The 24,824-nt window shown below is 66.2% G+C and carries 22 protein-coding genes and 1 tRNA gene; 6 read left to right on the top strand and 17 right to left on the bottom strand.

Going from position 1 to position 24,824, the window contains the following annotated elements; translation table 11 throughout:
- Positions 1–6: 6 nt before the first annotated feature.
- The 4 genes from RZN05_RS19220 to RZN05_RS19205 form a co-directional block, all read right to left on the bottom strand.
- On the bottom strand, positions 7–2,925 hold the full coding sequence (locus RZN05_RS19220) for a TonB-dependent receptor (protein WP_317228292.1): 2,919 nt from the start codon (positions 2,923–2,925) through the stop codon (positions 7–9).
- An 81-nt stretch (positions 2,926–3,006) separates the two neighbouring features.
- Positions 3,007–3,975 carry a FecR family protein gene (locus tag RZN05_RS19215; protein WP_317228291.1) on the bottom strand — a complete coding sequence of 323 codons (969 nt, stop codon included), beginning with the start codon at positions 3,973–3,975 and terminating at the stop codon, positions 3,007–3,009.
- Positions 3,972–4,544, bottom strand: coding sequence for an RNA polymerase sigma factor (locus RZN05_RS19210; protein ID WP_317228290.1), 573 nt, complete (start codon positions 4,542–4,544; stop codon positions 3,972–3,974). Before RZN05_RS19210 ends, RZN05_RS19215 begins: the two co-directional genes overlap by 4 nt.
- 563 nt (positions 4,545–5,107) lie before the next feature.
- Positions 5,108–7,948, bottom strand: coding sequence for a YadA-like family protein (locus RZN05_RS19205; RefSeq protein ID WP_317228289.1), 2,841 nt, complete (start codon positions 7,946–7,948; stop codon positions 5,108–5,110).
- Positions 7,949–8,478: 530 nt separating this feature from the next.
- Between RZN05_RS19205 and RZN05_RS19200 the strand changes: the two genes are divergently transcribed.
- A complete protein-coding gene (locus RZN05_RS19200; RefSeq protein ID WP_317228288.1) occupies positions 8,479–8,844 on the top strand; it encodes an Ig-like domain-containing protein in 366 nt (121 codons plus the stop codon).
- 82 nt (positions 8,845–8,926) lie between these two features.
- Here RZN05_RS19200 and RZN05_RS19195 read toward each other — a convergent pair whose 3' ends face one another.
- Positions 8,927–9,121: a hypothetical protein gene (locus RZN05_RS19195; protein WP_317228287.1), complete on the bottom strand. Its 195-nt coding sequence runs from the start codon at positions 9,119–9,121 to the stop codon at positions 8,927–8,929.
- 449 nt (positions 9,122–9,570) lie between these two features.
- Positions 9,571–9,646 (bottom strand) — tRNA-Ala (locus RZN05_RS19190).
- A gap of 227 nt (positions 9,647–9,873) precedes the next feature.
- Between RZN05_RS19190 and RZN05_RS19185 the strand changes: the two genes are divergently transcribed.
- The gene (locus RZN05_RS19185; protein WP_317228286.1) at positions 9,874–10,758 is read left to right on the top strand and encodes a DUF2171 domain-containing protein; all 885 of its coding nucleotides are present in this window, start codon (positions 9,874–9,876) and stop codon (positions 10,756–10,758) included.
- A 57-nt stretch (positions 10,759–10,815) separates the two neighbouring features.
- Here the strand turns inward: RZN05_RS19185 and RZN05_RS19180 are convergent, their stop codons facing one another.
- From RZN05_RS19180 to RZN05_RS19165, 4 genes are all read right to left on the bottom strand, one after another.
- The gene (locus RZN05_RS19180) at positions 10,816–11,733 is read right to left on the bottom strand and encodes an alpha/beta fold hydrolase (protein WP_317228285.1); all 918 of its coding nucleotides are present in this window, start codon (positions 11,731–11,733) and stop codon (positions 10,816–10,818) included.
- Positions 11,730–11,936: a helix-turn-helix transcriptional regulator gene (locus RZN05_RS19175; protein WP_317228284.1), complete on the bottom strand. Its 207-nt coding sequence runs from the start codon at positions 11,934–11,936 to the stop codon at positions 11,730–11,732. Before RZN05_RS19175 ends, RZN05_RS19180 begins: the two co-directional genes overlap by 4 nt.
- On the bottom strand, positions 11,933–12,520 hold the full coding sequence (locus RZN05_RS19170) for a hypothetical protein (RefSeq protein ID WP_317228283.1): 588 nt from the start codon (positions 12,518–12,520) through the stop codon (positions 11,933–11,935). The genes RZN05_RS19175 and RZN05_RS19170 overlap by 4 nt, the downstream gene beginning before the upstream one ends.
- A gap of 85 nt (positions 12,521–12,605) precedes the next feature.
- On the bottom strand, positions 12,606–14,003 hold the full coding sequence (locus RZN05_RS19165) for a glutamate ligase domain-containing protein (RefSeq protein WP_317228282.1): 1,398 nt from the start codon (positions 14,001–14,003) through the stop codon (positions 12,606–12,608).
- Positions 14,004–14,174: 171 nt separating this feature from the next.
- Between RZN05_RS19165 and RZN05_RS19160 the strand changes: the two genes are divergently transcribed.
- On the top strand, positions 14,175–14,993 hold the full coding sequence (locus tag RZN05_RS19160; protein ID WP_317228281.1) for an LD-carboxypeptidase: 819 nt from the start codon (positions 14,175–14,177) through the stop codon (positions 14,991–14,993).
- 190 nt (positions 14,994–15,183) lie between these two features.
- Here the strand turns inward: RZN05_RS19160 and RZN05_RS19155 are convergent, their stop codons facing one another.
- Positions 15,184–16,218 (bottom strand): glycoside hydrolase family 43 protein, encoded by a 1,035-nt coding sequence (locus RZN05_RS19155; protein ID WP_317228280.1) that lies wholly within the window; start codon positions 16,216–16,218, stop codon positions 15,184–15,186.
- A 154-nt stretch (positions 16,219–16,372) separates the two neighbouring features.
- On the opposite strand from RZN05_RS19155, the gene thrS reads away from it, so the two are divergent.
- Complete coding sequence (thrS, locus tag RZN05_RS19150) at positions 16,373–18,364, top strand: threonine--tRNA ligase (RefSeq protein ID WP_317228572.1); 1,992 nt, start codon at positions 16,373–16,375, stop codon at positions 18,362–18,364.
- 166 nt (positions 18,365–18,530) lie between these two features.
- On the opposite strand, the gene RZN05_RS19145 is transcribed toward thrS, so the two are convergent.
- Positions 18,531–19,370, bottom strand: coding sequence for a TorF family putative porin (locus RZN05_RS19145; RefSeq protein ID WP_317228279.1), 840 nt, complete (start codon positions 19,368–19,370; stop codon positions 18,531–18,533).
- A 152-nt stretch (positions 19,371–19,522) separates the two neighbouring features.
- Between RZN05_RS19145 and RZN05_RS19140 the strand changes: the two genes are divergently transcribed.
- Positions 19,523–19,969 carry an acetyltransferase gene (locus RZN05_RS19140; RefSeq protein WP_317228278.1) on the top strand — a complete coding sequence of 149 codons (447 nt, stop codon included), beginning with the start codon at positions 19,523–19,525 and terminating at the stop codon, positions 19,967–19,969.
- Here the strand turns inward: RZN05_RS19140 and RZN05_RS19135 are convergent.
- The 5 genes from RZN05_RS19135 to pdxH form a co-directional block, all read right to left on the bottom strand.
- The gene (locus tag RZN05_RS19135) at positions 19,966–20,826 is read right to left on the bottom strand and encodes a glycoside hydrolase family 16 protein (protein WP_317228277.1); all 861 of its coding nucleotides are present in this window, start codon (positions 20,824–20,826) and stop codon (positions 19,966–19,968) included. The genes RZN05_RS19140 and RZN05_RS19135 overlap by 4 nt on opposite strands.
- Positions 20,826–21,359, bottom strand: a complete 534-nt coding sequence (gene infC, locus RZN05_RS19130; protein ID WP_317228276.1) for a translation initiation factor IF-3 — start codon at positions 21,357–21,359, stop codon at positions 20,826–20,828. The genes RZN05_RS19135 and infC overlap by 1 nt, the downstream gene beginning before the upstream one ends.
- Positions 21,360–21,568: 209 nt before the next feature.
- Positions 21,569–22,360: a PhzF family phenazine biosynthesis protein gene (locus tag RZN05_RS19125; protein ID WP_317228275.1), complete on the bottom strand. Its 792-nt coding sequence runs from the start codon at positions 22,358–22,360 to the stop codon at positions 21,569–21,571.
- The gene (locus RZN05_RS19120) at positions 22,357–23,268 is read right to left on the bottom strand and encodes a cation diffusion facilitator family transporter (RefSeq protein ID WP_317228274.1); all 912 of its coding nucleotides are present in this window, start codon (positions 23,266–23,268) and stop codon (positions 22,357–22,359) included. The genes RZN05_RS19125 and RZN05_RS19120 overlap by 4 nt, the downstream gene beginning before the upstream one ends.
- Entirely contained in the window at positions 23,265–23,843 is a 579-nt protein-coding gene (gene pdxH / locus RZN05_RS19115) for a pyridoxamine 5'-phosphate oxidase (RefSeq protein ID WP_317228273.1), read from the bottom strand. Before pdxH ends, RZN05_RS19120 begins: the two co-directional genes overlap by 4 nt.
- 84 nt (positions 23,844–23,927) lie before the next feature.
- Here pdxH and ku point away from each other — a divergent pair, with 84 nt between their 5' ends.
- The gene (ku, locus tag RZN05_RS19110; RefSeq protein ID WP_317228272.1) at positions 23,928–24,824 is read left to right on the top strand and encodes a non-homologous end joining protein Ku; all 897 of its coding nucleotides are present in this window, start codon (positions 23,928–23,930) and stop codon (positions 24,822–24,824) included.

Here is a 24,824-nt window from a genome sequence, read left to right as displayed (position 1 = left end):
GTTGGCTCAGAAGCTGGTGGCGACGCCGAAGAAGATGCGGCGATCTTCCCGCGCGGAGAAGGTCAGCCGGTCCGGTTCGCCCAGATACTGTCGGTCGATCGCCTTGGTGAGATTGATGCCTTCGACCGTCAGGCGCACATTGGGAGTCAGGTTGATCTGCGCCGATGCGTCGAGCTGGCCCCGTCCCGAAACATAGGTGTTCCCGCCGCTGGCCGCGCCGCCGACGCTGTTCAGATATTTGCTGCGCCGGGTATAGGCGGCGCGCAGCGAGAGGATCTTGTCCTCATAATAGCCGATCAGCGTATAGCTGTCGCGCGACAGGCCCGGAAGCGGCAGGCGTTCGCCGGTGATCGAGTCGACGAGCGGCGTCCTGCTGTCGACATAGGTGTAGTTCGCTTGGATGCCGAGATTGTCGAAGGGTGCCGGCAGGAAGCGGAACGCATGCTGCCAGGCGAGCTCGAACCCCTTGATGCTGCCATCTTCGCCATTTTGCGGCTGCGAGATGTCGAACAGCCCGAAGCGCTCGGAGAAGCCGGGCACGAACTCGCGGTTGACCGTGGTCACGGTGAACGAGTCGACCTTCTTGTAGAAGGCCGCGGCGGTCAGCGAACTCGCCGGCGCGAAATACCATTCGAGCGTGGCATCGGCCTGCTTCGCCTCGAACGGCCGCAAATTGGGATTGCCGCGCGAGCCCGTCATCGAGACGGTGTTGGGGACGAAGCTGGCACTGACCTGGTTGAGCCCTGGCCGCGACACGACCTTCGCAGCAGCGAGGCGCAGGGTCAGATCGTCGTTGAAGTCGACCGACAGGTTGGCGCTCGGCAGCCAATAGCCGAAATCGGACTTGATGACGTTGGTCGCAGTCGGTGAAAGATATCCCAGCGTCGCGCGGGCGGTGTCGATATAGCGCACGCCCGCATTGCCGCTGTAGTGCAGGCCGCCCGCCATGCCTTCGAAGTTCGCCTTCACATAGGCGCCGAGCGTCTCCTGGGTCACGTCCTTTATCGACGTCGGACCAACCGTGATGCGGGTGTCGTACGGATCGGGCGTGGCAAGTCCCAATCCGTCGCGCGCGGCATTCTTGTCGAGCGTGCCGCCCAGCAGATCGCGCGGGAAATTGCCGCCGACGCCGGGAAAGAACGCGCCATAGTCCCTGCCGTAGCTCAGGCCGGGAAGCTCATCGACGGTGAGGATTCCGTCGCCATTGCGGTCGCCCGCGGCGAGCAGGCTGGCGGCGACGGGCAGGTTCTGCGGATCGGCGGCGAGCAGTTCGGCACGCTCATAGCGCATGCCCACCTCGACCGAAGACAGGATGCCCCATTCGGTCTGATATTCCCAGTCGAGCCGCGCGTCGTACCCCTTGTTGTCGGTCACGGCATCGTAGTCGAAGATCGAAAGCAGCTGGTACCGCGTCGGATCGTTCGGATTGAAATTCGCGTCGATGGACAGATCGGGCACGGCGTTGCCGGCGCGGAAATCGTAGCTTGCATTGGCGACGTTGCCCGCGCGCGGCACGACCACATAGGCGAACGACGCACCCGGCCCGCCGTCGCTGCCCTTGCCGCGGCTGTACGACATGTCGAGGCTCACGCGCGCGCGGTCGTCCTCCCATTTCACCGATCCGCCGAACAGCGTCGATTTGAGATCAGTAGGCTCGTCATAGATCAGCGGCCGCACGGTGACACCGGAAAAGGTCCCGGCGACGACGGTGCCCTTGTCGTTGACCGTCGCGTCCAGGTCGTTGTTGTTGAACAGCACCTGGTAGTTGACGCTGTTCCTCTGGCGCTTGAGGTGATTGTAGGTCGCGTCGAGGATGATCTCGAGCTCGTCGGTCGGGCGCCACTGCGCGGTGCCGTTCAGCGTCAGCCGCTGCTCGGCGCGATCGAAGACGCGCGCCATGAAGCGGTTGGGACGGAACAGCCCGGGATCGTCGACTCCATCGCCATTGCCGTCGATCGCATTCGTCTGGGTCCATCCGCCCGCGTCGAACGAATAGCCCAGCGTCTTGGTATCGGAATAGGCGACGCTGGCGAGCAGGCCGAACCGGTCGCCGAGCTTTTTCGAGACCAGCGCCGATCCGCGATACCCGATATGATCGGCCTGATCGGCATAGGCGCCCTGAATGCGCCCCGCTACGACGAGATCGTCGAGCTCGAGCGGGCGCTTGGTCCGCAGATTGACCGTGGCGCCGAGCGCGCCTTCGGGCATGTCGGCAGTCGGCGACTTCATCACCACGATCGACGAAAGAATCTCGGGGCTGATCGTCTCCAGCGCCGCATTGCCGCCATTGCCCGGGCCGACGAAGTTGCGGCCGTTGATCTCTAGCCGGTTCTGCGAAATGCCACGGATAGTGAAGTTGGAGCCGTCGCCCTCGCGGCGGCTGATCTGGACGCCAGTGACGCGGCTCATCGATTCCGCGACGTTCTGGTCGGGCAGCTTTCCGATGTCCTGGGCAGTGATCACGTCGACGATATTGCCGGCGGCGCGCTTCACGTTGATCGATTCCTGCAGCGACCTGCGGATGCCGCTGACCACGATTTCCGTCTCGGCCTCCTCGACCGACGGATCGGCCTGCGAGATATCCGACACGGATGCGCTAGCGCCGGTCGATTGGCCGTTTCCCAGGCGGACGATCGCGATTGCGCCGGCCTCGCCGGCCCTGCTGCTCAACCCGGTGCCCCGGAGCAATGCGGCCAAAGCGCGCTCGGGCGAATCCGAGCCGCGAAATCCGGCGGAGTTGATGCCGCTGACGTCCGCGGCGCGGTAGATGACCGGCCGGCTGGACTGACGCCCGAACGCGTCCAACGCGGCCTTGAGGCTGCCTGGGGGAATGTCGAAGCTTCGCTGCTGCGCGTGCGCGGGCACTGCGATTGCAAACAGACAGACGCTGGCGGCGAGCGCCGCCGCGAGGCTGGTGGACCTCATCCTCTTCCCCCTATGGTGCGGGCGCTCCATCAGCCACCCGTCATGCGGACTAAGACAATCGACCCGCCGAGTGCTGTAATGTCATTTCCGAATTTTGATCGCGCCGTCGGTTTCCTCGATCTCAAGCGCATACGCGTCGCGGAGCAGCCGCGCGAACGCGACGGGCTTCAACGCCGGGAAGGTGCCGCCGATGCGGATGCCCCCAGCTTCGCTATCGACGACGATCTTCTTCCGATTGTAGCGGTTGAACTCCAGCGCGATGTCGCCGAGCCGCTCATGGTCGAAGCTCAGCATTCCTTCGCGCCACGAGAGCGCCTGCTCGACCCGTTCGGGTGAAGTAGAGGTGACCAGCGTCGCCGCCCCGTCGCTCAGCGCACCGCCGCCGGCCGTGACGATCGCCGAGCGCGCCGCGCCGGCACGCTCGGCATTGTCGACGCGCACGCGCCCCTCGCGAACCCAGACGGTGACCTTGTCGCCGACGCGTCGCACGGAAAACTTCGTGCCCAGAACCGTGATCTCGCGGGGGCCGGCGTGCACGACGAAGGGCAGCCCGTCGCGATGCGCCACCTCGAAGAACGCTTCGCCCTTGTCGAGCCAGACCGCACGGCGATCCGCCCCGATCGCGGCCCGCATTTTGGTATCGGTGTTGAGCTCGACGCGGCTGCCATCGGAAAGGCCAAGGGACTGATGTCCACCCACTTCGGTGGCAAAGGTGGCGGTGGCGGTAGATGCTTCTCCGCCAGGGTGCGCTTCGTGGAAGCCCACGCCGACGATGGCCGCGATGGAGGCCGCGAGGGCGGTCAAGGCAGTCCAGGTTCGCGGCCGCAGCCGCCAGGCGGACGCGCGCGCGGGGGCGAGACCACTCCCAAGCGCGGCAATGCGGTCAGCCTCGCGCCAGCTATGCTCGAGACGCCAGAAGGCGGCCTTGTTCAGGTCGGACTCGTCGAGCCAGGCATCCAGCGCTTGCTGGTCCCGGTCTGACCACGCACCCTGTTCGCGGGCGATGATCCAGTCAGCAGCGCAGTCTCGTGCCGAGCGAGCGTCGGTCATCCTTCGCTCCTTTGCGCACGTCGGGCGCCGTATCTGCGCCGGACGATCTTGCCCGCGCCACCGAGCATGTGGTCGGCAAGCGCCTTCATGCCCATCGCGAGCTGATGGTTGACTGCATCCTTGCCGATGCCCAGCCTCGCCGACGTCTCGGCAACGTCGAGCCCCTCGACCTTGCGCAGCATCACGACTTCCCGGACGCGGGGTGACAGCTTTTCGATCCCGGCCTGGGCGCGCCGCAAGGCATCGCGTGCGTGCAGCTGCCGCTCCGCCTCGAACATGTCGCTGTCGGCGACCACGGTCTCGAGGTCCGCGACGAGTTCGAAGGACACGATCCGCGCCCGCTTGGCGCGGTTGATCAGATGATTACGCGCCACGGCAAACAGATATGCAGGCGTATTGTGGGGTATGGCGTTGCGGGCGCCGGTGATCGCGAGTTCATAGACGTCGTGCATCAAATCGGTCGCGTCGTCGGCCGCCGGCCAGTTCCGACGGATGAAGCGCAGCAGCGACGGCTCCAGGGGAAGCACTTCGCGGCAGAACCACTCCCGAACTGCCGCATCCCTGTCCAAAATGGTCTCACCCGGTTCCCGCCGCGCATCGCGGCTGCTTCGCCAGCCAAGACAATCCGGCGCCGAGTATCTGTAATCGCAAATTGCCCCTCCCGCCAAATCGGCACGCGAGCATGGGCGCCACCGCGCTTCATCGTGGTCCGATGCGGTGCCTCTTCACCGGTGATTGCTCTGACGCACAATTCTCCACTGGAGCAGTCTGCGGCACCGTCCGCCCGCTCCGCCTGCGCCGGGGGGATATCACTGACTCGATGCAGCTGCGCTCTTTCCCGATCCGCCGGATGGACCGTGCCCCCAACGCGCATGCCCCCCCAAGCGCGGACGGGGCCTCGCGCCTGGCCTCCCCGTCAATTGCACGGCGGCTCCTGGACCGGAAGCCGACCGTCGGCTTCCGGCATCAAAGCCGAAATAGCTGCCGTCCGCGAACGCTCGATCGAGCGACTTCGTCCGACGCTTGCGCATTTACCGTGACCCATGGCTCCGTCAGGCGACCGCTGCCTCGGTCGCGAACTGCCGCGATAGCCGCTAACGGGTCCGGATCGTCGAGGACCTTTTGATAGTCTTCAAAACTCCCCCGCTACCCCGACCTTGACCGCGGTGTTGCCCCCGCCGCCATAGGAAAAGCCCGCCGTTACCGCGAGCGGATCGTCGGAATTGAGCCGGTGGGCCATTCCGCCGCCGACGGCCTGTTCGCCGCGAAAGGTGGCGCCGTTGAGGACGTAGCTGGTGCGACCCGGCTCAGAGGGGATCGGAGCAGTACCGATCGCGATAGCGGTGGCGATCCCCCTGCGCGTCTCGCGTCGATCGACACGCATTTGATAATCGAGCTGGCTGATCGCGCCGGGTCCGAGATCGGACAGCGCCAGATTGCCCGAGGCATCCGAGGTGACATAGCGGGTGTCGCCCGATTGCGCCGCGCGGCTGGCGGCGGAGCTGATGCCGGCGAGCGTGTAGGTGGAACCGGTGGCACCCAGCGAGACCTGCCCGGCCCGGTTCGCCACCGCACCTTCGCCGATGGCGACGCTGCCCGCTGCGCCGGCATTGGCGCCGCGGCCCAGCGCGACTGCCGAACGGCCGTTGGCGACGCTATCGGCGCCTAGCGCGACTGCGCCTTCGCCGGTCGCGGTATTGTCGGCGCCGATGGCAACGGCGCCGCGGCCGGTGGCGACGTTGGGGTCGCCGATCGCCACTGCCCCGGCACCCGAGGCACGGTTGCCCGCGCCGATCGATACCGCGGCGCCGTTTTCGGCAACGGCATTGGTGCCGATCGCCACCGAACGGTCGCCGCTCGCCATCGAGCCGCTGCCCATCGCCATCGCATTGGCGCCGTTCGCCTGTGCCAGCGGGCCGGTCATGTTCATCTCGACATAGGCGGTGCGGGCTAGCGCGCGATCGGCGGTGGTCTGGGCGGCGGCGGCGTTCACCATGGCATTGTCGGCGACAGAGCGGGCGAGGCGGGCCCCGGCATCGGCCTGATCGGCCTGTGCCCTGGCGATATTGGCCGCCTCCTGGGCCGTTGCCGCATTGGCGAGCGCCGCATCGGCGATGTCCTTGGTCGCAGCGCCGCTGCTGACTGCCTGATTGGCAAGGTCACGCGCTTCGTTCGCACGCACTTGCGCAGCCGCCGCGTCGTCGCGCGCGGCGATCGCTCGGGCTTCGGCGCGATCCGCGGTGGTCTGCGCCGTCGCGGCGTTGGCAAGCGCGTTGTTGGCGGTGCCCTGTGCCGCAGCGGCGCTGTCGAAAGCCGCATCGGCGCGAGTTTGCGCGGTGGCGGCGTTGGCGAGGGCGGTGTTGCCGGTGCCCTGCGCAGCAGCGGCGCTGTCGAATGCGGCATCGGCGCGGCTCTGTGCGGTGGCGGCGTTGGCGAGAGCGGTGTTGGCGGTGCCCTGTGCCGCAGCGGCGCTGTCGAAAGCCGCATCGGCGCGAGTTTGCGCGGTGGCGGCGTTGGCGAGGGCGGTGTTGCCGGTGCCCTGCGCGGCAGCGGCGCTGTCGAATGCGGCATCGGCGCGGCTCTGTGCGGTGGCGGCGTTGGCGAGAGCGGTGTTGGCGGTACCCTGCGCGGCAGCGGCGCTGTCGAAAGCGGTATCAGCGCGGGTTTGTGCAGTGGCGGCGTTGGTGAGCGCGGTGTTGGCGGTGCCCTGTGCCGTCGTCACGCTCGCGTTGGTGGCGTAAAGCTGCGCCCCGGTGACGGCGTCGGTGCTCGTCGACGAGAGCGTGCCAGCGCCGACATTGACGATCCGCCGCGTCGCGCCGCTGGTGCCGACCGACACGGTGTAGGCGGCGTCGGCGAGCGAATTGGCGCCGAGCGCGACCGAGCCGATTGCCGTTGCCTGGGCGTTGTCGCCAACGGCAGTGCTATTGCCGACCTCGGCGCGGGCCTGCTGGCCGAGCGCGACCGCGTTGGTGGCGCCGCCAAAAGATGCACCGCCCAATGCGATGGCGCCGCCGGCGCCGGCAGCCGTACTGGCGTCGGAGCCGATCGCGATCGAATCGCCGCCCGCCGCGACGGGACCGTTGCCACCCAGATAGCCGCCGCCGATGGCGATGGCGGCAGTGCCGCTGGCGGTGGCGGTATTGCCCAGAGCAACGCTGCCGCTGGTGACGGCGCTGCTGCCCGGGCCGAAGGCGGCGGCGTTGGTTCCGGCCGCGCTGCTCGCCGCGCCGACAGCGAGGGCGTTGGAGCCGGTGGCGCTGGCGCTATAGCCGATCGATACGGTTTTCGCGTTGCTGGCGCTGGCGATCGTGCCGAGGGCAATGGCATCGATACCGGTCGCGCGAGTAAACTCGCCCGGATCGCTGATGCCGTCGCTGTCGAGATCGATCCAGCCGCCGATCGCGATGCCGCGATTCTGCGTGGCGGAAGCAGACTGGCCGAGCGCAATGCTCTGATCGCCGGTGGCGGAACTGCTATAGCCGAGCCCGACCGCGCCGGCTGCCGAACGCGCGCCAGCGCCCAGCGCAGTAGAGCCGAGGCCGTTGGCGAGCGCGCCGGTGCCGAACGCGCTGGCATAGCCGAAATAGGCTTGGGCGGAAGCGCCCATGGCGGTGGTCCAGGCGGCGTTCGCCAGCGCATAACGGCCTACCGCGGTCGCCATCTGGCCGCCCGCATACGAATTATATCCGAGTGCGACGGTTTCATCGGCGTTGGCCTTGGCGCCGGCGCCAATGGCGCTCGCGTTTGTACCGGCATCGGCATCGTTGCCGACTGCGGTGGCGTTGGTGCCCGTGGCATCGGCACCGGTGCCGCAGGCGACTGAATTGGCGCCGCTGGCATTACCCGATCCGCAATTATCCTGCGCCGCCGCCGGAGTCGCTAACGTCAGCCCCGCCGCGAGCGCCAGCACACCGGCCGAACCGTGCATACGCAACCGGGCAGCGCGGCCCCGGACCCCAGATACGTTCATCAGATTCCCCCTTTTCGCCGCGCCTTGCCGTGGCGCGTCGCTCGAATATTTTATCAAATTGAGCCGACCGATATAAAGCAGAAATCCAGGACTCTGCACAATAACGACGCCTCCAGAAGCACTCGGAAAATCGGAAAGCGCAGGCGATCGTCGCCGGGGGGAGGAGCAGAGTCTTGCACGCCGAAGGTGCGCATCCCTCGGTGGCCCGCCGGATGTGAAGCTCAACCTGAACTGACGTCGGCTTTAGGGCGTCGACCGCAACGCATTCGACGAAACGGAACGAGGGCGCAATGCTGCCGTTGGACCGCCTTTTCCCCGAGCACCTTTGGGCCGCCTCGATACGTCGAAGCGCCGGCCCTTTTCCTAAGCTACGGCCAACATGACAATCGGTGGTTTGTAAAAGTGAGGACGTTCAATACGTTATACATTGTCTTCGATGCGAAGAGCAGTAGTTTGGACAACCGGAGCGAGTCGACGACACAATTAGCCACCGCTCAAAAGGTCGCATCCTCTTTTTTTGGAGACCTGCCGTGATTTTACAATTGTTTAGCATGCTGCCGATTTTAGCACTCAGTCCAAATGCTATACCCTTGCTAACCGGCTCGCCACCAGTTGCTGTCGATGACGCCGCGTCGGTAGGCTGTAACACCATCGTTGGGATAGATGTGCTCGGGAACGACTACGATCCTGACGGTGATCCATTGGTCATCGATTCAGTGTCCTCGCCTGGTGGCGCGAACGCACAGAACGCCGGCACATACATCGAATTCGACAGCACCGTGTCCGGGACGTTTCCTGTCTATTACCAGATATCCGACGGGAATGGCGGCACTGCCTCGGCTACGCTGACCGTCACTGTCAGGCGCAGCCGCATCTGCGACAATTGGCCAGGCTGACGCCGGGCGGTTATTCCAACGACGATACGAGGCCGCTTCAGAAATGGGGCGGCCTCTCTATTTGTGATTTGTGGCCCCGGATCTATAAGCCGCGCCCGCGCTGAATCGCCTGCCACGCAGCCTGCTGCTGAGCAGTGCGAAACGCGACGTCTTTGAGTTCCTCGCTCCGGGCCTCCGCCTCGGCACGCGGGAGCGCCTCACTCGCCTGCCCTTCCTCAAGCTCAACGGTGAAATAGCCGGGGCTGTCCGCCACAGGTACAAGGTCGCCGAGAGCCATTGAGGAATCCTCCGATGATGAAATCCTGCTCCAGAGGTAACCTTGACCACTCCGAACGCAAGGGCGCGACGAGAGGCACCGCCACATAGACGCGGTCGTCGATACGCACACGGCCATGAGTGTAACTCTTGGTCTTCAGCGTCCACAAAGCCGTCAGTGGGCTTTCCACGCACTTCCCGTCGTTCAATGGGCGCTTCGGCACGCCAAAGCGGACCGACCGCTTTTGAGAAGCCGCTTCAATCGCCGGAATGACCGCTGGCGAGGCGCTTAGCTGCCGTTCGCCAGCGACCCGCTCTATCAAAGGTGCTTCGCCACGGTCCGCGATGCAGGGTTAGTTGGACAGTGCGCACAAGCACGCCGGAGGCCACCTGTAACCGCAGCCAATATTATGACCGAGATTATCACCAAGCGGCAAAATCGAAAGAAAGGGGAATGAAATCAATGGCGGCTGGTGGAGCTGAGGGGAATCGAACCCCTGACCTCTGCAGTGCGATTGCAGCGCTCTCCCATCTGAGCTACAGCCCCGCCGCCGGTCCCGGTCGCGCCGGGAGGCGCTCCACTTAGCGAGCCGCGAACTGCGATGCAACCGGCTAGCCGCGCCTGCGCGCAGGCATCGCGCGTCTGGCGCTCAACCACCTGCGGATTCGACGAAATGCGGAACCTAAGCCGCGTCTCGCTCGCTGAATCGGCGTCGGGCATGCAGCGATCCCGCCAGCGTGCCCTGTCCGCAAATCGATCAGGAGAGATGCAAAATGGACGACCGCAATCGCCGCTATGGTCAGCGCGACTATTATGGCGGCCGCAGCCCCCGCAACTATTCGCAAGACTATGGTTCGGGCCGCGACTACGCCGCCGGCCGCTATGATCGTGGCCACCATGCCGACCGTGGCTGGCGCGACGACGCCCGTACCGGCTGGACCGACGAGCAGCCGGACTATGACCGCGCCCGCGTGACCGATTACTACCGCCCCGCCGCCGACCATGGCTATCGCGGGCCAGAGCGCCATCGCGGCTATGATCGCGGGCGCGACCAATATGACGCCGATCGCGGCTTCCTCGATCGCGCCGGCGATGAGATCCGCTCGTGGTTCGGCGACGAAGAGGCCGAGCGCCGCCGCGAGCGCGACCAGCGCTACGATGCCCAGGTCGGCCGCGACGAACGCGTCTATGGCGGCGTCGGCGACGGCCAGTACCAGTCGTGGCGTCGCCAGCGGATCGCCGAGCTCGACCGCGACTATGACGAATATCAGCGCGAGAATTCGCAGCGCTTCCACAACGAGTTCAGCAGCTGGCGCACCGACCGCCAGGGCCAGCGCGATTCGCTGCGCCGGGTGAGCGAGCATATGGAAGTGGTGGGATCGGACGGCAGCCACGTCGGCGTCGTCGACAAGATCCGCGGCGATCGCATCGTGCTCACCAAGAGCGACAGCGATGCCCGCGGGCATCATCATTCGATCCCGTCGCGCTGGATCCATTCGGTCGACGACAAGGTGACGCTGCGCAAGACTGCCGACGAAGCCAAGGCGCATTGGCGCGACGAGGAGCAATCGGGGGCGCTGTTCGGCAACCGCGACAGCGACCGCGACGACTGGTCGGGCGAGCGCAACCTCAACCGGAGCTTCTCGGGCACCTATTGAGCCTGCCCGGCGAACGAATGAATGCGGCCCGGGAAAGACTCCGGGCCGCATGTACGTCTAGTCGGCGAGGAAGCTGGTCAGCGCCGCTGCGAACGCCACGGGCTGGTCGAGCATGACGAAATGACCGGCGTCGCCGACGCCGACGAACCGAATGTTCGGCGTGCCCGAATATTGGGCTTTGAAGAAGGCACCAGCCTGCGCTTCGCGCGGATAGGTGTCGTTCCAGGCATAGACGATGGTGGTGGGCGCCTGGATCTTCGCCAGCTCGCCGCGCATGTCGGTGATCAGGTCCTCGTACATTGCCTGGGCGGTGACGCGCGGATCCGCCGCCATTGCCCATTCGGTCGCCTTGGCCCGGCCTTCCGGCTTGCGGACGAGCGTGGCGACATTGGCCTCGGCCGCCGTCTTGCTCGGCGGCTTGCCATAGCTCGCGGCGATCACGTCGCGCATCTGCGCGGCACGCGGCTCGATGGCCGCGACGGTCAGGCCGCTCCCCGGCGCGCCCATCAGCACCCCGAACCAGGGCAGCGCATCGACCACCATCAGCCGCCCGACGCTCGCGGGATGCCGCGCCGCGAGCATCATCCCGACGAGGCCGCCCATCGAATGCCCGACCACCGCCGGCGCCTCCAGCTTGCGCGTGGCGACGAGTCGGATCAGGTCGGCGACGATGCCGTCGAGGACGCCGGGCTTGAGGTTCGCGCGCGGATTTTCCCCGCCGAAGCCGTTGACCTGGACCAGATAGACGCTGTGCGTCTTCGCAAGCTCGGGGACGAACCCCGCCCAGGCGTCGCGCGGGCTCGACAGGCCCGGGATCAGGATCACCGGGCTCCCCGAGCCGACAACCTGCACCGAGATGTGATCCATCTGGATCGGCGCGGCGGGCGCGGTCTGGCAACGCGCGGGCACGGGGGCGAGTACCATCGGGGCGGCCACGACGGCGGCGACGCCAAGCAGGATACGGGTGATCATCATTCGGTCTCCTTCGACGGATTGGTGAAGATGTCTTCGATCGCCATGCCGAACAGGTCGGCAATCTTGAACGCGAGCGGCAGCGAGGGATCGTAGCGGCCGGTCTCGATCGCATTGACGCTCTGGCGCGAGACCTCGAGCGCGGCGGCCAGATCCTGCTGGCTCCAGGCGCGCTCGGCGCGCAGCACGCGGAGGCGGTTCTTCATGACCGGTGCTCGTTGTACAGCGTGCCGAAGCCAAGTCCCGCGCACCAGACGATGAACGCCCAATAAGCGGGCAGGTGCGGCACCTGCTCGAACTGCTCGAGAAAGCCCCAGATACTGCATGCTGCCAGCATCAGCCCGGTCGCGATCAACATCTGCCGGACATGGAGCATGCGCTGATACTCGTCCTTCTCGTCGAGGATCAGCCGGCCCATCGCGACGATCATCCCGAGCATGGGCAAGGCGGGCAGCACCGCGACGATCACCGCCACGGGCCCGTTCAGGGTGTAATGCCGGTTGAGCCAGATCGCCGCAATGAGCAGCGCCGCATAAACCAGCGCGAGGACAACGATGCGGCGTGCATAGGCGCGGCTGCCGCAGGGCGCGGCGCCGAGCATGCGCCTCGCGCGGATGCCCTGAACGATCATCCAGACCAGCGCCGCGGCCGGCACGGCGAGGATGAGCAGCGTTATCGGCAGCGCTGGCCGATAGGCCTGCACGATGAAGATGCTGCCGAGCAGGCTCAGCACATACGTAACGACCGGAAGGCCCATGCGGGGCGCGCGGCTCGCTTCGATATCGGACACGATGATTGGCTCCCTTTGCAATTAGTAAAGGGAGCTTTACGCCGAGACGGCGCACCATGTCAAGTTAGCTAGACAAAATGCAAAGCTAGGTTTGCAGATCGTCCAGCATGCTTTTCGCGACCAGGCTTAGCGTATCGTCGCGCGCGCCCATCACCACGATGCGGTCGCCGGGGCGGGCCTGCGCGGCGAGATGCGCGGCGGCGGTGGCGCGGTCGGCGATGTGGAGCGCGCGCCGGCCGGCCGCGGCGATGTCCGCGATGATGTCGGCACTGGTCACTTCGCGCGTGACCGTGCCGCCGTGATAGACCGGGTCGGGGAGCACCAGCACGTCGTCCGCGCCAAGCTTCGATGCGAACATCGCGACCAGCTCGCCGCGCATCACCTTGAGCGGGCCATAGCCATGGGGCTGGAACAGCAGGAGCAGCCGGCCGGGAAAGGCGTGGAGCGTGTCGAGCGTGGCGGCGATCTTGTCCGGGTTGTGCCCGAAATCGTCGATCACGGCGACGCCGTTCGCCTCGCCGACCAGCTCGAAGCGTCGCTTGAGCCCGGTAAAGCCCTGGATCGCCCCCACCGCGTCGCGCAGCGGTATGCCCGCCGCGCGCGCTGCGCCGATCGCCGCCAGCGCATTCGAGACATTGTGGCGCCCGGGAACCTGCAGCTTCACGTCGACCGGCGGAGCGCCGCGTTCGACAAGTTGGAAATCGATGCCGAAGGGTTGCGGCGCGAGATCGTTCGCGACCAGATCGGCCTCCCCCTCGATCGCGAAGGTGACCAGCCGGTCGGCGGGGAGCGTCATCGCCAGCGCCGCGCCTTCGCCATTGTCGAGATTGACCACGGCCTTGCCCGCCTTGGCGATGAACGCGCCAAACAAGTCGATGAGCTCCGCCATCGGCATGTGATCGAGGCTGACATTGTTGAGCACCGCGACGTGCGGGCGATACAGCGCGATCGATCCGTCGCTCTCGTCGACTTCGCTGACATAGGCCTCGCCCTGCCCGACCAGCGCGCTGGCGAAGGGGGCGTCGGGCGACGCGAAGTTCTTCATCACCGCGCCGTTCATCACCGTCGGGTCGCGGCCGGTGGCGTGGAGGATCCAGCCGATCATCCCCGTCACCGTCGACTTGCCGCTGGTGCCGGCGACGCCGATCGAGCGCGGTGCGGCGTTGAACAGCGCGGCATTGAGCTCGGCGCGCGTCATCCGCGGGCTGCCGAGTTCGGCGGCGCGGACCATGTCGGGCACGCTCGCCTCAATCGCCGCCGAGGCGACGACGATCTGGTCAGGCGAGACGATCCCGCTGCCGTCCTGGGGAAACAGGCCGACGCCGCGGCGCTCGAGGTCGTCGAACTTGGCGGGGAGCCGGCCGGCATCGAGGCTGCGATCCGAACCGGCGACCGTGGCGCCCTGCCCTGCCAGGATCATCGCCAGCGGCATCATGCCAGAGCCGCCGATGCCGACGAAGAAATAGGGTTTGTCGTGCTGCATGCGCGGGCTATCGGCGGTTTCGTCGGGGGGAGCAAGGAGCGACGCGCTCGCCCCTTTCCGTCACCCTGAACTTGTTTCAGGGTCCATCGTGCCGCCGGCAGCGACGCCGCTTGCAGCGCAGTGGATGCTGAAACAAATTCGGCATGACGACTGGTTAAGAGGTGGGATTGCATGCGCATCGGAGTGGTAGCACCGGCACGGCCCGTCAGCAGGGAATCCTCGCTGCGGATGGCGGCGTTCATGGCGCTGACCTATCCGGGTCACGACATCGTGTTCCACGAGCAATGCTATTACGAGGCGGGGCATTTCGCCGGCACGGACGAACAGCGCGCCGCGGCCTTCCTCGAATTCGCCAACGATCCCGCCTTCGACGCGATCTGGTTCGCGCGCGGGGGCTATGGCTCGAACCGTATTCTCGACAGAGTGATGCCCCAGCTCAACGCCGCGGCGGGGCGCAAGGCGTATCTGGGCTTTTCCGACATGGGGTTTATGCTGGGCGCGCTCTATGCCCGGCGGATCGGCCGGCCGATCCACGCCTCGATGGCGAGCAGCATCGGCAAGAACGACACCGGCGAGGCCGCGGGCTGGGCACTCGGCTGGCTGATCGACAAGGATCGTCGCGCGCTCGAGCCGAGCCTGGCCGACGGGCGCCCCGCCGCCGCGTTCAACCTCGCGATCCTGGCGGCGATGATCGGCACGCCGTGGCTGCCCGACCTTACCGACCATGTGCTGATGATCGAGGAAGTCGACGAGCCGCTGTATCGGATCGACCGCATGCTGTTCCAGATGGCGCACGCCACCCAGCTCAAGGGCATCGCCGGGGTTCGGTTGGGCGCCGTCACGTCGATCACCGACAACGGCAACGATTTCGGCGAGACGCTCGAGCAGATCATCGTCCGCTGGTGCCGCGAGATGAAGGTGCCGTATCTCGGCCGCGCCGAGATCGGGCATGTCGATCTGAACCGAGTCGTGCCGTTCGGCGTGGCCTGAGGCCCGCCTAACTTCGCACTTTGCGCATTTTTTCATTCCGAAAATTGCGCAGGATAGTTCGTTTATTGCTTTGGTCGGTGCTTGAGGGTCTGACGACGTCAAAGAGCGGGGAAGCCGCGCCAGCCAAGCAGGCGAAATCCTACATTGCAAGCCCACACCGTTCGTTTCGAACAGGAGAGGGCGATGCAAGCTAAGCCAACACTCCGTTCTTCACCGGCACGCCGAAGTCCGGCGTGCCATCCTTGCGATACTTCACTACCTGCACCCGCGCATGGCGGTTGGGATCGAACAGCGGGTTGCCCTTGATCTCGCGATAGTCGCGGCCGTGATAGACGAGCAGGTCGCGGCCCTTTTCGTCCACGACGAAGCTGTTGTGCCCCGGGCCGAACACCTGGTTGGCTTCCGAGGTGGCGAACACCGGGACGGGCGACTTGGTCCAGGATGCCGGGTCCATGATGTCGGCATTCGCGTCGGCGGTGAGCATGCCCATGCAATAACGCGCGTCGGTGGCGCTCGCCGAATAGGTGAGGAACAGCTTGCCGCCCCGCGCGAGCAGCGCCGGCCCTTCGGCGACCTTGTAGCCCTGCACTTCCCAGTCGAGCGTCGGGACGGTCAGCCGCGCGGGCGGCGCGGCGAGCGTGGTCGGGGTCTTCAAGGGCGCGAGATAGAGATTGCTGTTGGTCTCGATCCCCGGCTCCTTCTGCGCCCAGCAGATATAGCGGACGCCCTTGTGCGCGAAGATCGTGCTGTCGAGGGTGAAGCTGTCCCACGGCGTCTCGAGCTGGCCGAGCAGCGACCAGTCGGCGGTCAGTGGATTGGCGCCCTTGGCCTGGAGGACATAGGTGCGGATGTGGAACTTGTCGTCGCCATTCCCGGCGGCGAAATAGACATGCCAGGCGCCGTCGAAATGGTGGATCTCGGGCGCCCAGATATAGCCGGCCATCCGGCCGCTCGCCGGGCGCCGCCACAGCACCGTCTCGGGCGCGTCCTTGAGGCCGGCGATCGTCCTCGCGCGGCGCAGGACGATACGGTCATATTCGGGGACCGATCCCGTGAGATAGAACCAGCCGTCATGGCGCAGGATCTGCGGGTCCGCGCGCTGGAGCACGAGGGGGTTTTCGACCTTCGTCCCCTTGGCATAAGCGACGGCAGGGACCGTCGCGGCGATCGTCAGCGCCGCGCCGCCGGTGAGCAGGTGGCGGCGATTCAGGTTGTGATTCCTCATGCAAGCGATGAAGCGGATCGCGCGCGGGGGCGCAAGTCCAATCCTCGGACTATTGGCGGGTTTTGCGCTTGCGCGACGCCTTGCCTATATCGCGCGGGCGCGGGCATAAGCCGCGCTTCGAACCCTCTTCCAGAAAGCACCACCCGTGTCCGAGATGTTCCGCATTACGCTGCCCGACGGTTCCGTCCGCGAGGTAGCCCCGGGGACTACCCCGGCGGACATCGCCGCGGCGATCGGTCCCGGCCTCGCCAAGGCGGCGATCGCCGCGCGCGTCGACGGCGAGCTGCGCGACATCGGCCGGCCGTTCGAGGGCGATTCGCAGCTCGCTTTGGTCACTGCCAAGAACGAGGCCGACGCGCTCGAACTGGCGCGGCACGACTTTGCGCATATCCTGGCCGAAGCAGTGCAGAAGCTGTTCCCCGGCACGCAGATCACCTTCGGCCCGTCGACCGACGACGGCTTCTATTACGACTTCGCGCCCAAGGACCGGCCCTTCACCGAGGAGGACCTGCCCGCGATCGAGGCCGAGATGCGTAAGATCATCGCGGCGGACGAGCCGCTGATCCGCGAAGTCTGGAGCCGCGCCGACCTGATCGCGCGCTGGCAGAAGGAAGGCGAGAGCTTCAAGGCCGAATGGGCCGCCGAACTGCCCGAGGGCGAGGAACTGACCGTGTACCGCGCCGGCAAGGGCGAAGACGCGTGGCTCGACATGTGCCGCGGGCCGCATCTCGCCTCGACCGGCAAGGTCGATCCCAATGCGTTCAAGCTGACGCGCGTCTCGGGTGCCTATTGGCGCGGCGACCAGAAGAACGCGATGCTCAGCCGTATCTACGGCACCGGCTGGCTCAACAAGAAGCAGCTCGACGAGCATATGATGCGGCTCGAAGAGGCGGCCAAGCGCGACCACCGCAAGCTGGGCCAGGAGATGGACCTGTTCCACCTCCAGCAGGAAGCGCACGGATCGGTGTTCTGGCACCCGCATGGCTTCACGATCTGGCGCGGGCTCGAAGCCTATATGCGCCGTGCGATCGACGCCGCCGGCTATCAGGAAGTGAAGACCCCGCAGGTGATGGACGCCCGCCAATGGGAGCAGTCCGGCCATTGGGGCAAGTATCGCGAGAACATGTTCGTCATCCCCGACGAAGTGCCCAACGTCGAGGACGAGGGCCCGATCGTCTCCAACGATGCGCAGTGGATGGCGCTCAAGCCGATGAACTGCCCGGCGCACATCCTGATCTTCAAGCAGGGGATCAAATCGTATCGCGACCTGCCGCTGCGCCTCTACGAGAACGGCTGCTGCCACCGCAACGAGCCGCACGGCGCGCTGCACGGGCTGATGCGCGTGCGCCAATTCACCCAGGACGATGCACACATCTTCTGCCGCGAGGACCAGATCGTCGACGAGGTCCAGGCGTTCTGCCGGCTGGCCGACCGCATCTACAAGGACTTCGGCTTCAAATATTCGATCAAGCTGGCGCTGCGCCCCGACAATCGCTTCGGCACCGAGGCGATGTGGGACCAGGCCGAGGCCGAGCTGCGCGACGCGGTGGTCCGCGCCGGGATGGCGACCGAGGAATATGGCTGGGAAGAGCTGCCCGGCGAAGGCGCCTTCTATGCGCCCAAGCTGGAGTGGCATTTGACCGACGCGATCGGGCGGACCTGGCAGGTCGGCACGATCCAGTCGGACCGGGTGCTGCCCGAGCGGCTCGACGCGAGCTATGTCGGCGAGGATGGCGAGCGGCACCGGCCGGTGATGCTCCACCGCGCGATCTTCGGATCGTACGAGCGCTTCATCGGCATCCTGATCGAGCATTTCGCCGGCAAGCTGCCGGTGTGGCTCGCGCCGACCCAGGCCGTGGTCGCGACGATCGTGTCGGATGCCGACGACTATGCCGTGCAGGTGGCCGACAAGCTGCGCGCGGCGGGGATCCGCGTCGAGACCGACCTGCGCAACGAGAAGATCAACTACAAGGTGCGCGAGCATTCGGTGGCGAAGGTCCCGAACCTGCTCGTGGTCGGCAAGCGCGAGGCCGAGGAAGGCACCGTGGCGCTGCGCGTACTCGGCAGCCAGGGGCAGCAGATGCTCGGGCTCGACGAGGTGGTGGCGAAGCGGCGCGAGGAGGCGACGGCGCCGTATCTGCGGTGAGGCAATTCCCCTCCCTGAACGGGGGGGGTTAGGGGTGGGTTTAGCGCCGACGTGGCTCGATGCCACGTCGGCGCTTTGGTTCTTGGCACAGAGTCTTTTTTGGGCGCGCAGACGCGCGCACCCACCCCCCTGCCCCTCCCTGCACGCAGGGAGGGGAGATACAGTCTCAGAACGCCGCGCTCAGCGAGAACACGACCTGGCTGCCCGAGATGCTCGACCCGTCCTTGGTCGACGAGAAGTTGGGCAGCAGGTACGCCGCATCGGCGTCGCTGATGTCGGTGTCGGTATAGGCGACGCCGAGCGTCAGCGGCGTGCCGGCGATCGCGAGGTCGGCGCCGAGCATCCAGTCCCAATATTTGCCGGTCGGCGCGATGCTGGTGCCGTTCGGGCCAAGACCCGCATTGCCGTCCGAATAGCCGAGATGGCCCTTGAGCGTCACCGGCGTGTTGGGGATCGCCGAGCTGATGTCGCCCCAAAGATACAGATTGTCTTCCTTGTCGCCGGGATCGTTATAGACCCCCGCCGCCGCATCGGCGCCGCTGAGATACCATTGGCCCAGCGCTTCCTGCGCCGGCGCATAGGCGACGCCGGCCAGTAGGCTGACCGGACCCAGGGTGCCGCTCAGCTTGACGTATGGCTCGGCAAAGTCGGTGATGTCGGCGCCGCCGGGATACATGTACCAGGTCACGCCCACGTCGAGCGTGCCGCCGCCTACGGGCAGCTTGAACCCGCCATAGATGTCGAGCTCGGTGTTCGAGCCGCCGAACGTGCCCCAGCCGGCGAGGTTCGACGCCCAGGTGCCGACATAGAAGCCGCTTTCATGGGCAATTGTGACGCCGCCCTGGACGGCGAGTTCCTCGTCGGTCTGCGAAACGCCGCGGAAGCGATAGTCTGAAACGAGCGCAACGCTGCCGGAAACGGTGATCGGCTTGGGCGGCTCCTCGTCCTGCGCGAAGGCAGGCGTGGCCGAGCAGAGCAGGAACGCGAGTGCAATACGTGCTTTCATGGGACTCCCCCTTGGTTGGGTGGTGGTCCCCTGCGGGCCGGACAGGCTGCCTCTGGACGGGCGGGGCTCTGGTTCCGACGCGTTGAAGGCTATCGAAAGAATTTGGCGCGTGTGTAACGAAGTGTTGCTGCGATGCAGCAAGGGAGGAAGTGATGCAAATCCGCAACGGTCGGGCGACCGACGTACCCCGCGCGCTCGAAATATGGCGCGATGCGGTGGATGCCACGCATGGCTTCCTGACGCCCGAAGACCGGGCGGAGATCGACGCGATGGTCGCCAGGGATTTCCTGCCCCAGGCCGAACTATGGCTGGCGGTGGACGAGGCCGACCGGGCGCTAGGGTTCCTCGTGATGGACGGCGCGATGATCGACGCGCTGTTCGTCGATCCGGCGGTGCACGGCCGCGGCGTGGGAACCGCGCTGCTGCGCCACGCGCTGACGCTCGCGCCGGACGCGGTGGTCGATGCCAGCGAGCAGGCGAGCAACGCCCTGCCCTTCTACGAGGCGCGCGGCTTCGTGCGGACCGGACGATCGGAAACCGACCCGCAGGGACGGCCCTATCCGCTGGTGCACCTCAAATATGTCGGCGCACGCCGCTAGCGGCGCTGCCAGACCCGCACATAGTCGACTTCCATCCGCGCCGGAAATGCCGCGGGATCCACGCCCTTCTGCCCGCCCCAGCCGCCGACCGCGACGTTGAGGATCAGATATTGCGGCTTGGCGAAAGGCCAGGTGGCGGGATCGCCCTTGCCGTCATTGTCGAAGCGCATGCGCGCGCGGCCGTCGATACCGATCAGCAGCCGGTCCTGGTTCCAGTCGAGCTGATAGGTGTGGAACGCCTTGCACGCGTCGGCCATCACCACATTGGCGCCCTTCTGGGTGCCGATCGCGTGGTTATATGCCTTGGTGTGGATCGTGCCGTGGATGCGGCCGGGATCCCAGCCGACATGCTCCATGATGTCGATCTCGCCGAGCGCGGGCCAGCCGGCGCCGTCGTCGGTGCCGAGCATCCAGATCGCCGGCCAGATCCCGCGCCCGCAGGGAAGCTTGGCGCGGACCTCGATGAACCCGCCGGTCCATTCGGCCAGCCCCTTGGTGACCAGCTTGCCCGAGGCATAGTCCTGCCCGCCGAAATCGGCGCGCGCCTCGAGCCGCTCGCGGCGCGCCTCGAGGATCAGCCGGCCGCCCTCGACGCGGACATTCTCCGGCCGTTCGGCGTAATATTGCAGCTCGTTATTATACCAGCCCTCCTTGTTGCGGCTGGTGTCATAGGCCCATTTCTTCGGATCGGGTGCGCCCGGCTGGTCGAACTCGTCGCCCCACACCCGGACATAGCCGCGCGGAACGCCGAGCGGCGCATCGACCTTCGAAGTATCGGCAGACGCCGCGGTCTGCGCCGCAGCGGGAAAGGAGAGAAAAGCAGCGAGGGCCGCAAGCGGCAGCCCTCGCGCACGCATCACTTGGGCGAGATGACCATCAGCATCTGGCGGCCTTCCATGCGCGGATAGCTCTCGATCTTGGCGATCTCCGCCGTATCGTCCTGCACGCGCTTGAGCAGGATCATGCCGAGCTGGCCGTGCGAAAGCTCGCGGCCGCGGAAGCGCAGGGTGATCTTCACCTTGTCGCCTTCGCCCAGGAACTTGTGGATCGCCTTCATCTTCGTATCATAATCATGATCGTCGATGTTCGGACGCATCTTGATCTCCTTGATCTCCTGCGTCTTCTGGGTCTTGCGTGCCTGGTTGGCCTTTTTCTGGGCCTCGTACTTGAACTTGCCGACGTCGAGGAACTTGGCGACGGGCGGATCGGCGTTGGGCGACACTTCGACGAGGTCGAGGCCGACCTCGCGCGCCTGCTCCATCGCTTCGCGCGTGAACATCACGCCGAGATTCTCGCCCTCATGGTCGATCACCCGCACCTTCTGCGACTGAATGAATTCATTGAAGCGCGGGCCGTTCATCGGCGGCGGTGCCAGGGGGCGCCGGGACATGGGAGGACGTATAAGGACTGCTCCTGTAGCTGTTGATCACACGAATTGGTGCGGCAGAATAGCGCGCGCGCGCCGTTCCGAACAGGGGAAGAACGCGCGACATGCCTTTTTGTGGCATGGCGATGCCGGGGCGCCACAGTGCCGATATCGGGATGCGGCCGGGCATGTGCAAGTGCGATGTCCGGATGGGCGTCCCCGAGAAGAAGCGCCTAGCGCGCGAACTCGCCCTCGATCACGGTCACGCATTTGCCGCCGAGGATCACCTTGTCCCCGTCGAGCTCGCAGGCGACATGCCCGCCGCGGCGGCTCGCCTGGAACGCGGTGAAATGCTTCCGCCCCAGCCGCGCCGCCCAATAGGGCACCAGCACCGCGTGCGCCGATCCGGTGACCGGATCCTCGTCGATCCCCGCCGCCGGCGCGAAGACGCGGCTGATCACATCGGTATCCTTGCCCGGCGCCGTCACGATGTTGAGCGTATCGCCGAGCGCCGCAAGCGCGCGAAAATCGGGAGTGAGCGCGAGCACCGCCTCGGCGTTTTCCAGCACGGTCAGGTCATATCCGCGCGGGTGGCGCAGCGTCTCGCCGTGCGCCACGCCGAGCGCATCGAGCAGCCCCGGTATCGCCTGCGGCACGGGCGGATAGGCCGGCAGCGCCATCAGATAGCCCTCGCCATGCCGCGCGACTTCGAGCACCCCCGATTGCCGGGTGCGGAAGCGCACCAGGTCGCGGTCCTGCTCGCGCGCGAGGATGTAGTGCCCGCTCGCCAGCGTCGCATGGCCACACAAGGCGACTTCGACCCCGGGCGTGAACCAACGCAGCTCATAGTCCGCCGCTTCGTCCTCGTCGGGCACGAGGAAAGCCGTCTCCGATAAATTGTTCTCCTCGGCGATCGCCTGGAGCAGCGCGTCGTCGAGCCATGCGTCGAGCGGCATCACTGCCGCCGGATTGCCGGTGAACGGCCGGTCGGCAAAGGCGTCGATCTGGGCGAAGGGAAGTCTCATCGGGTGTCCTTGAGCAAATCGGTTTCGGCGAGCGGGTTGCCGGGTTCGTCGACCTGGCCCTCGGGATCGACATGGATCAGCACTTCGACGCCGGGGAATTCCTCGGCCAGCTCCTTCTCCAGCCGCTCGACGACGTCATGCATGGCGAGGATCGTCATGTGCGGGTCCATCCAGATATGGAATTGGACGAAATCCTTTGCGCCGCTGGTCCGGGTGCGCAAATCGTGGAGCCCGATCAGTTCGGGGTGGCGCGCGGCGACGTCGACAAAGGCGCGGCGCTTCTCCTCGGGCCATTCCTTGTCCATCAGCTGGTCGATCGCGTCGACCGAGGCGCGCCATGCGCCGTAGAGCAGCCACAGCCCGATCGCCAGGCCGAACACCGCGTCGGCGCCCGCCAGCCCGGCATAGCTTTCCAAGGCAAGCGCCGCGATCACCGCGCCGTTGAGCAGCAGGTCCGACTGGTAATGCACCCGGTCCGCGCCGATCGCGACCGATCGCGTGCGGCGGATCACCGATTGCTGGTAGCGGGTCAGTGCCAGCGTCACCACGATCGCGACCAACGATACGCCGATGCCATATTCGGCGTCGGTGCTGGTCTGGGTGGCGAGCAGCCGCTCGCCCGCGCGCCACAGGATCGCCGCCGCCGAGACCGCGATCATCACCACCTGGAACAGCGCAGCCAGCGCCTCGGCCTTGCCATGGCCGAAGCGGTGGTCGTCGTCGGCGGGGAGTGCGGCGACATGCACCCCGCCCAAGGTCACCAGCGATGCGACCAGATCGAGCAGACTGTCGGCCAAGCTGGCGAGTACCGCCACCGACCCGGTGCGCCACGCCGCCCACGCCTTGAGGCTGCCGAGCAGCAGCGCGCAGGCGACGCTCGCGAGTGCTGCCCGACGCGCCAGATTCACGGGTAGAGCAGCCCTTCGCTCCAACCTTCGCCGTCGCGGACGAACAGGCGGCGTTCGTGGAGCCGGTGTGCGCGATCCTGCCAGAACTCGATCCGCGCGGGGGTGACGCGATAGCCGCCCCAATGCGGCGGGCGCGGCACCTCGCCCCCCTCGAACCGCGCGCGGACGTCCTCGTAGCGCGCCTCGAAGGTCGCGCGCGCATCGAGCGGGCGCGACTGTTCGGAAGCCCAGGCGCCGAGCTGCGAATCGCGGGTGCGGCTGGCGAAATAGGCGTCGCTTTCGGCATCGCTGACCAGGGAGACCGTGCCCTCAATGCGGATCTGGCGGCGCAGCGACTTCCAGTGGAACGACAGCGCGGCGCAGGTGCCCAGCCCAAGCTCGCCGGCCTTGCGGCTCTGGCGGTTGGTGTAGAACACGAAGCCGTCGCGGCCGTGCCCTTTGAGCAGCACCACGCGGGCCGAGGGCTGGCCGTCCTCCGCCACCGTTGCGAGCGTCATCGCATTGGGGTCGTTGGGCTCGCTGGCCTGGGCTTCGGCGAACCATTGGTCGAACAGCGCGAAAGGGTCGGTCGTCATGCCATGCCCCATATACAATCGCGCCGCGCGGAACGACTCCCCAATTGGCGAATTGAATCGGCCTCGCAACGAGGAGACCGGACGATGGCCGCGCGCGCTTACTGGCAGGGACAGATCCGCCTCGCGCTGGTTTCGATTCCCGTCGAGATCTATTCCGCGACCAAATCGGGCGCGCAGATCAGCTTCCACCAGATCCACGAGCCCTCGGGCAAGCGGATCAAGTACGAGAAGACCGCGCCGGGCATCGGGCCGGTCGATGTCGACGAGATCGTCAAGGGCTATGAGGTCGAGAAGGGCGAGTACGTCCTGCTCGAACAGGACGAGATCGATGCGGTGAAGCTCGAATCGAAAAAGACGCTCGAGCTCACCCAATTCGTCGACGCCGACGAGATCGACGTACTCTATTACGAAAAGCCGTACTTCGTGGTCCCCGCCGACGATCTCGCCGAGGAAGCGTTCATCGTGCTGCGCGAGGCGCTCCGCCGCTCGCGGAAGGTGGGCCTGGGCCAGCTCGCGATGCGCGGCCGCGAATATGTGGTGAGCTTGAAGCCGTGCGGGCGCGGTATGGTATTGGAAACATTGCGTTATGCCGACGAAGTCAACAAGGCGCAGGGCTATTTCCGCGACATTCCCGATAGCGAACCCGATCCCGAACTTCTCGGCCTCGCCGAAACGCTGATCGACAAGAAGGTCGCCAAGTTCAATCCGCAGGGATTCCACGATCGCTATGTCGATGCGCTGAAGGAACTCATCGAGCGCAAGAAGAAGGCCAAGGGCAAGAAGATCATCGAGGACAAGGACGATGCCGCCCACAGCCGCGGTTCGAACGTCGTCGACCTGATGGCCGCGCTCAAGAAGTCGCTGGAGAAGCCCGGTGCGAAGTCAGGCGCGGCGATGAAGACCAAGCCCGCCAAGGCGCCGGCCAAGACTGCAGCGAAGGCGGCAACAGCGAAGAAGGCGCCGGCGCGCAAGCGAGCCTGA

Source organism: Sphingomonas sp. HF-S4 (assembly GCF_032911445.1).
Lineage (GTDB): Bacteria > Pseudomonadota > Alphaproteobacteria > Sphingomonadales > Sphingomonadaceae > Sphingomonas > Sphingomonas agrestis.
This window is presented reverse-complemented; position numbering and strand designations above follow the sequence as displayed.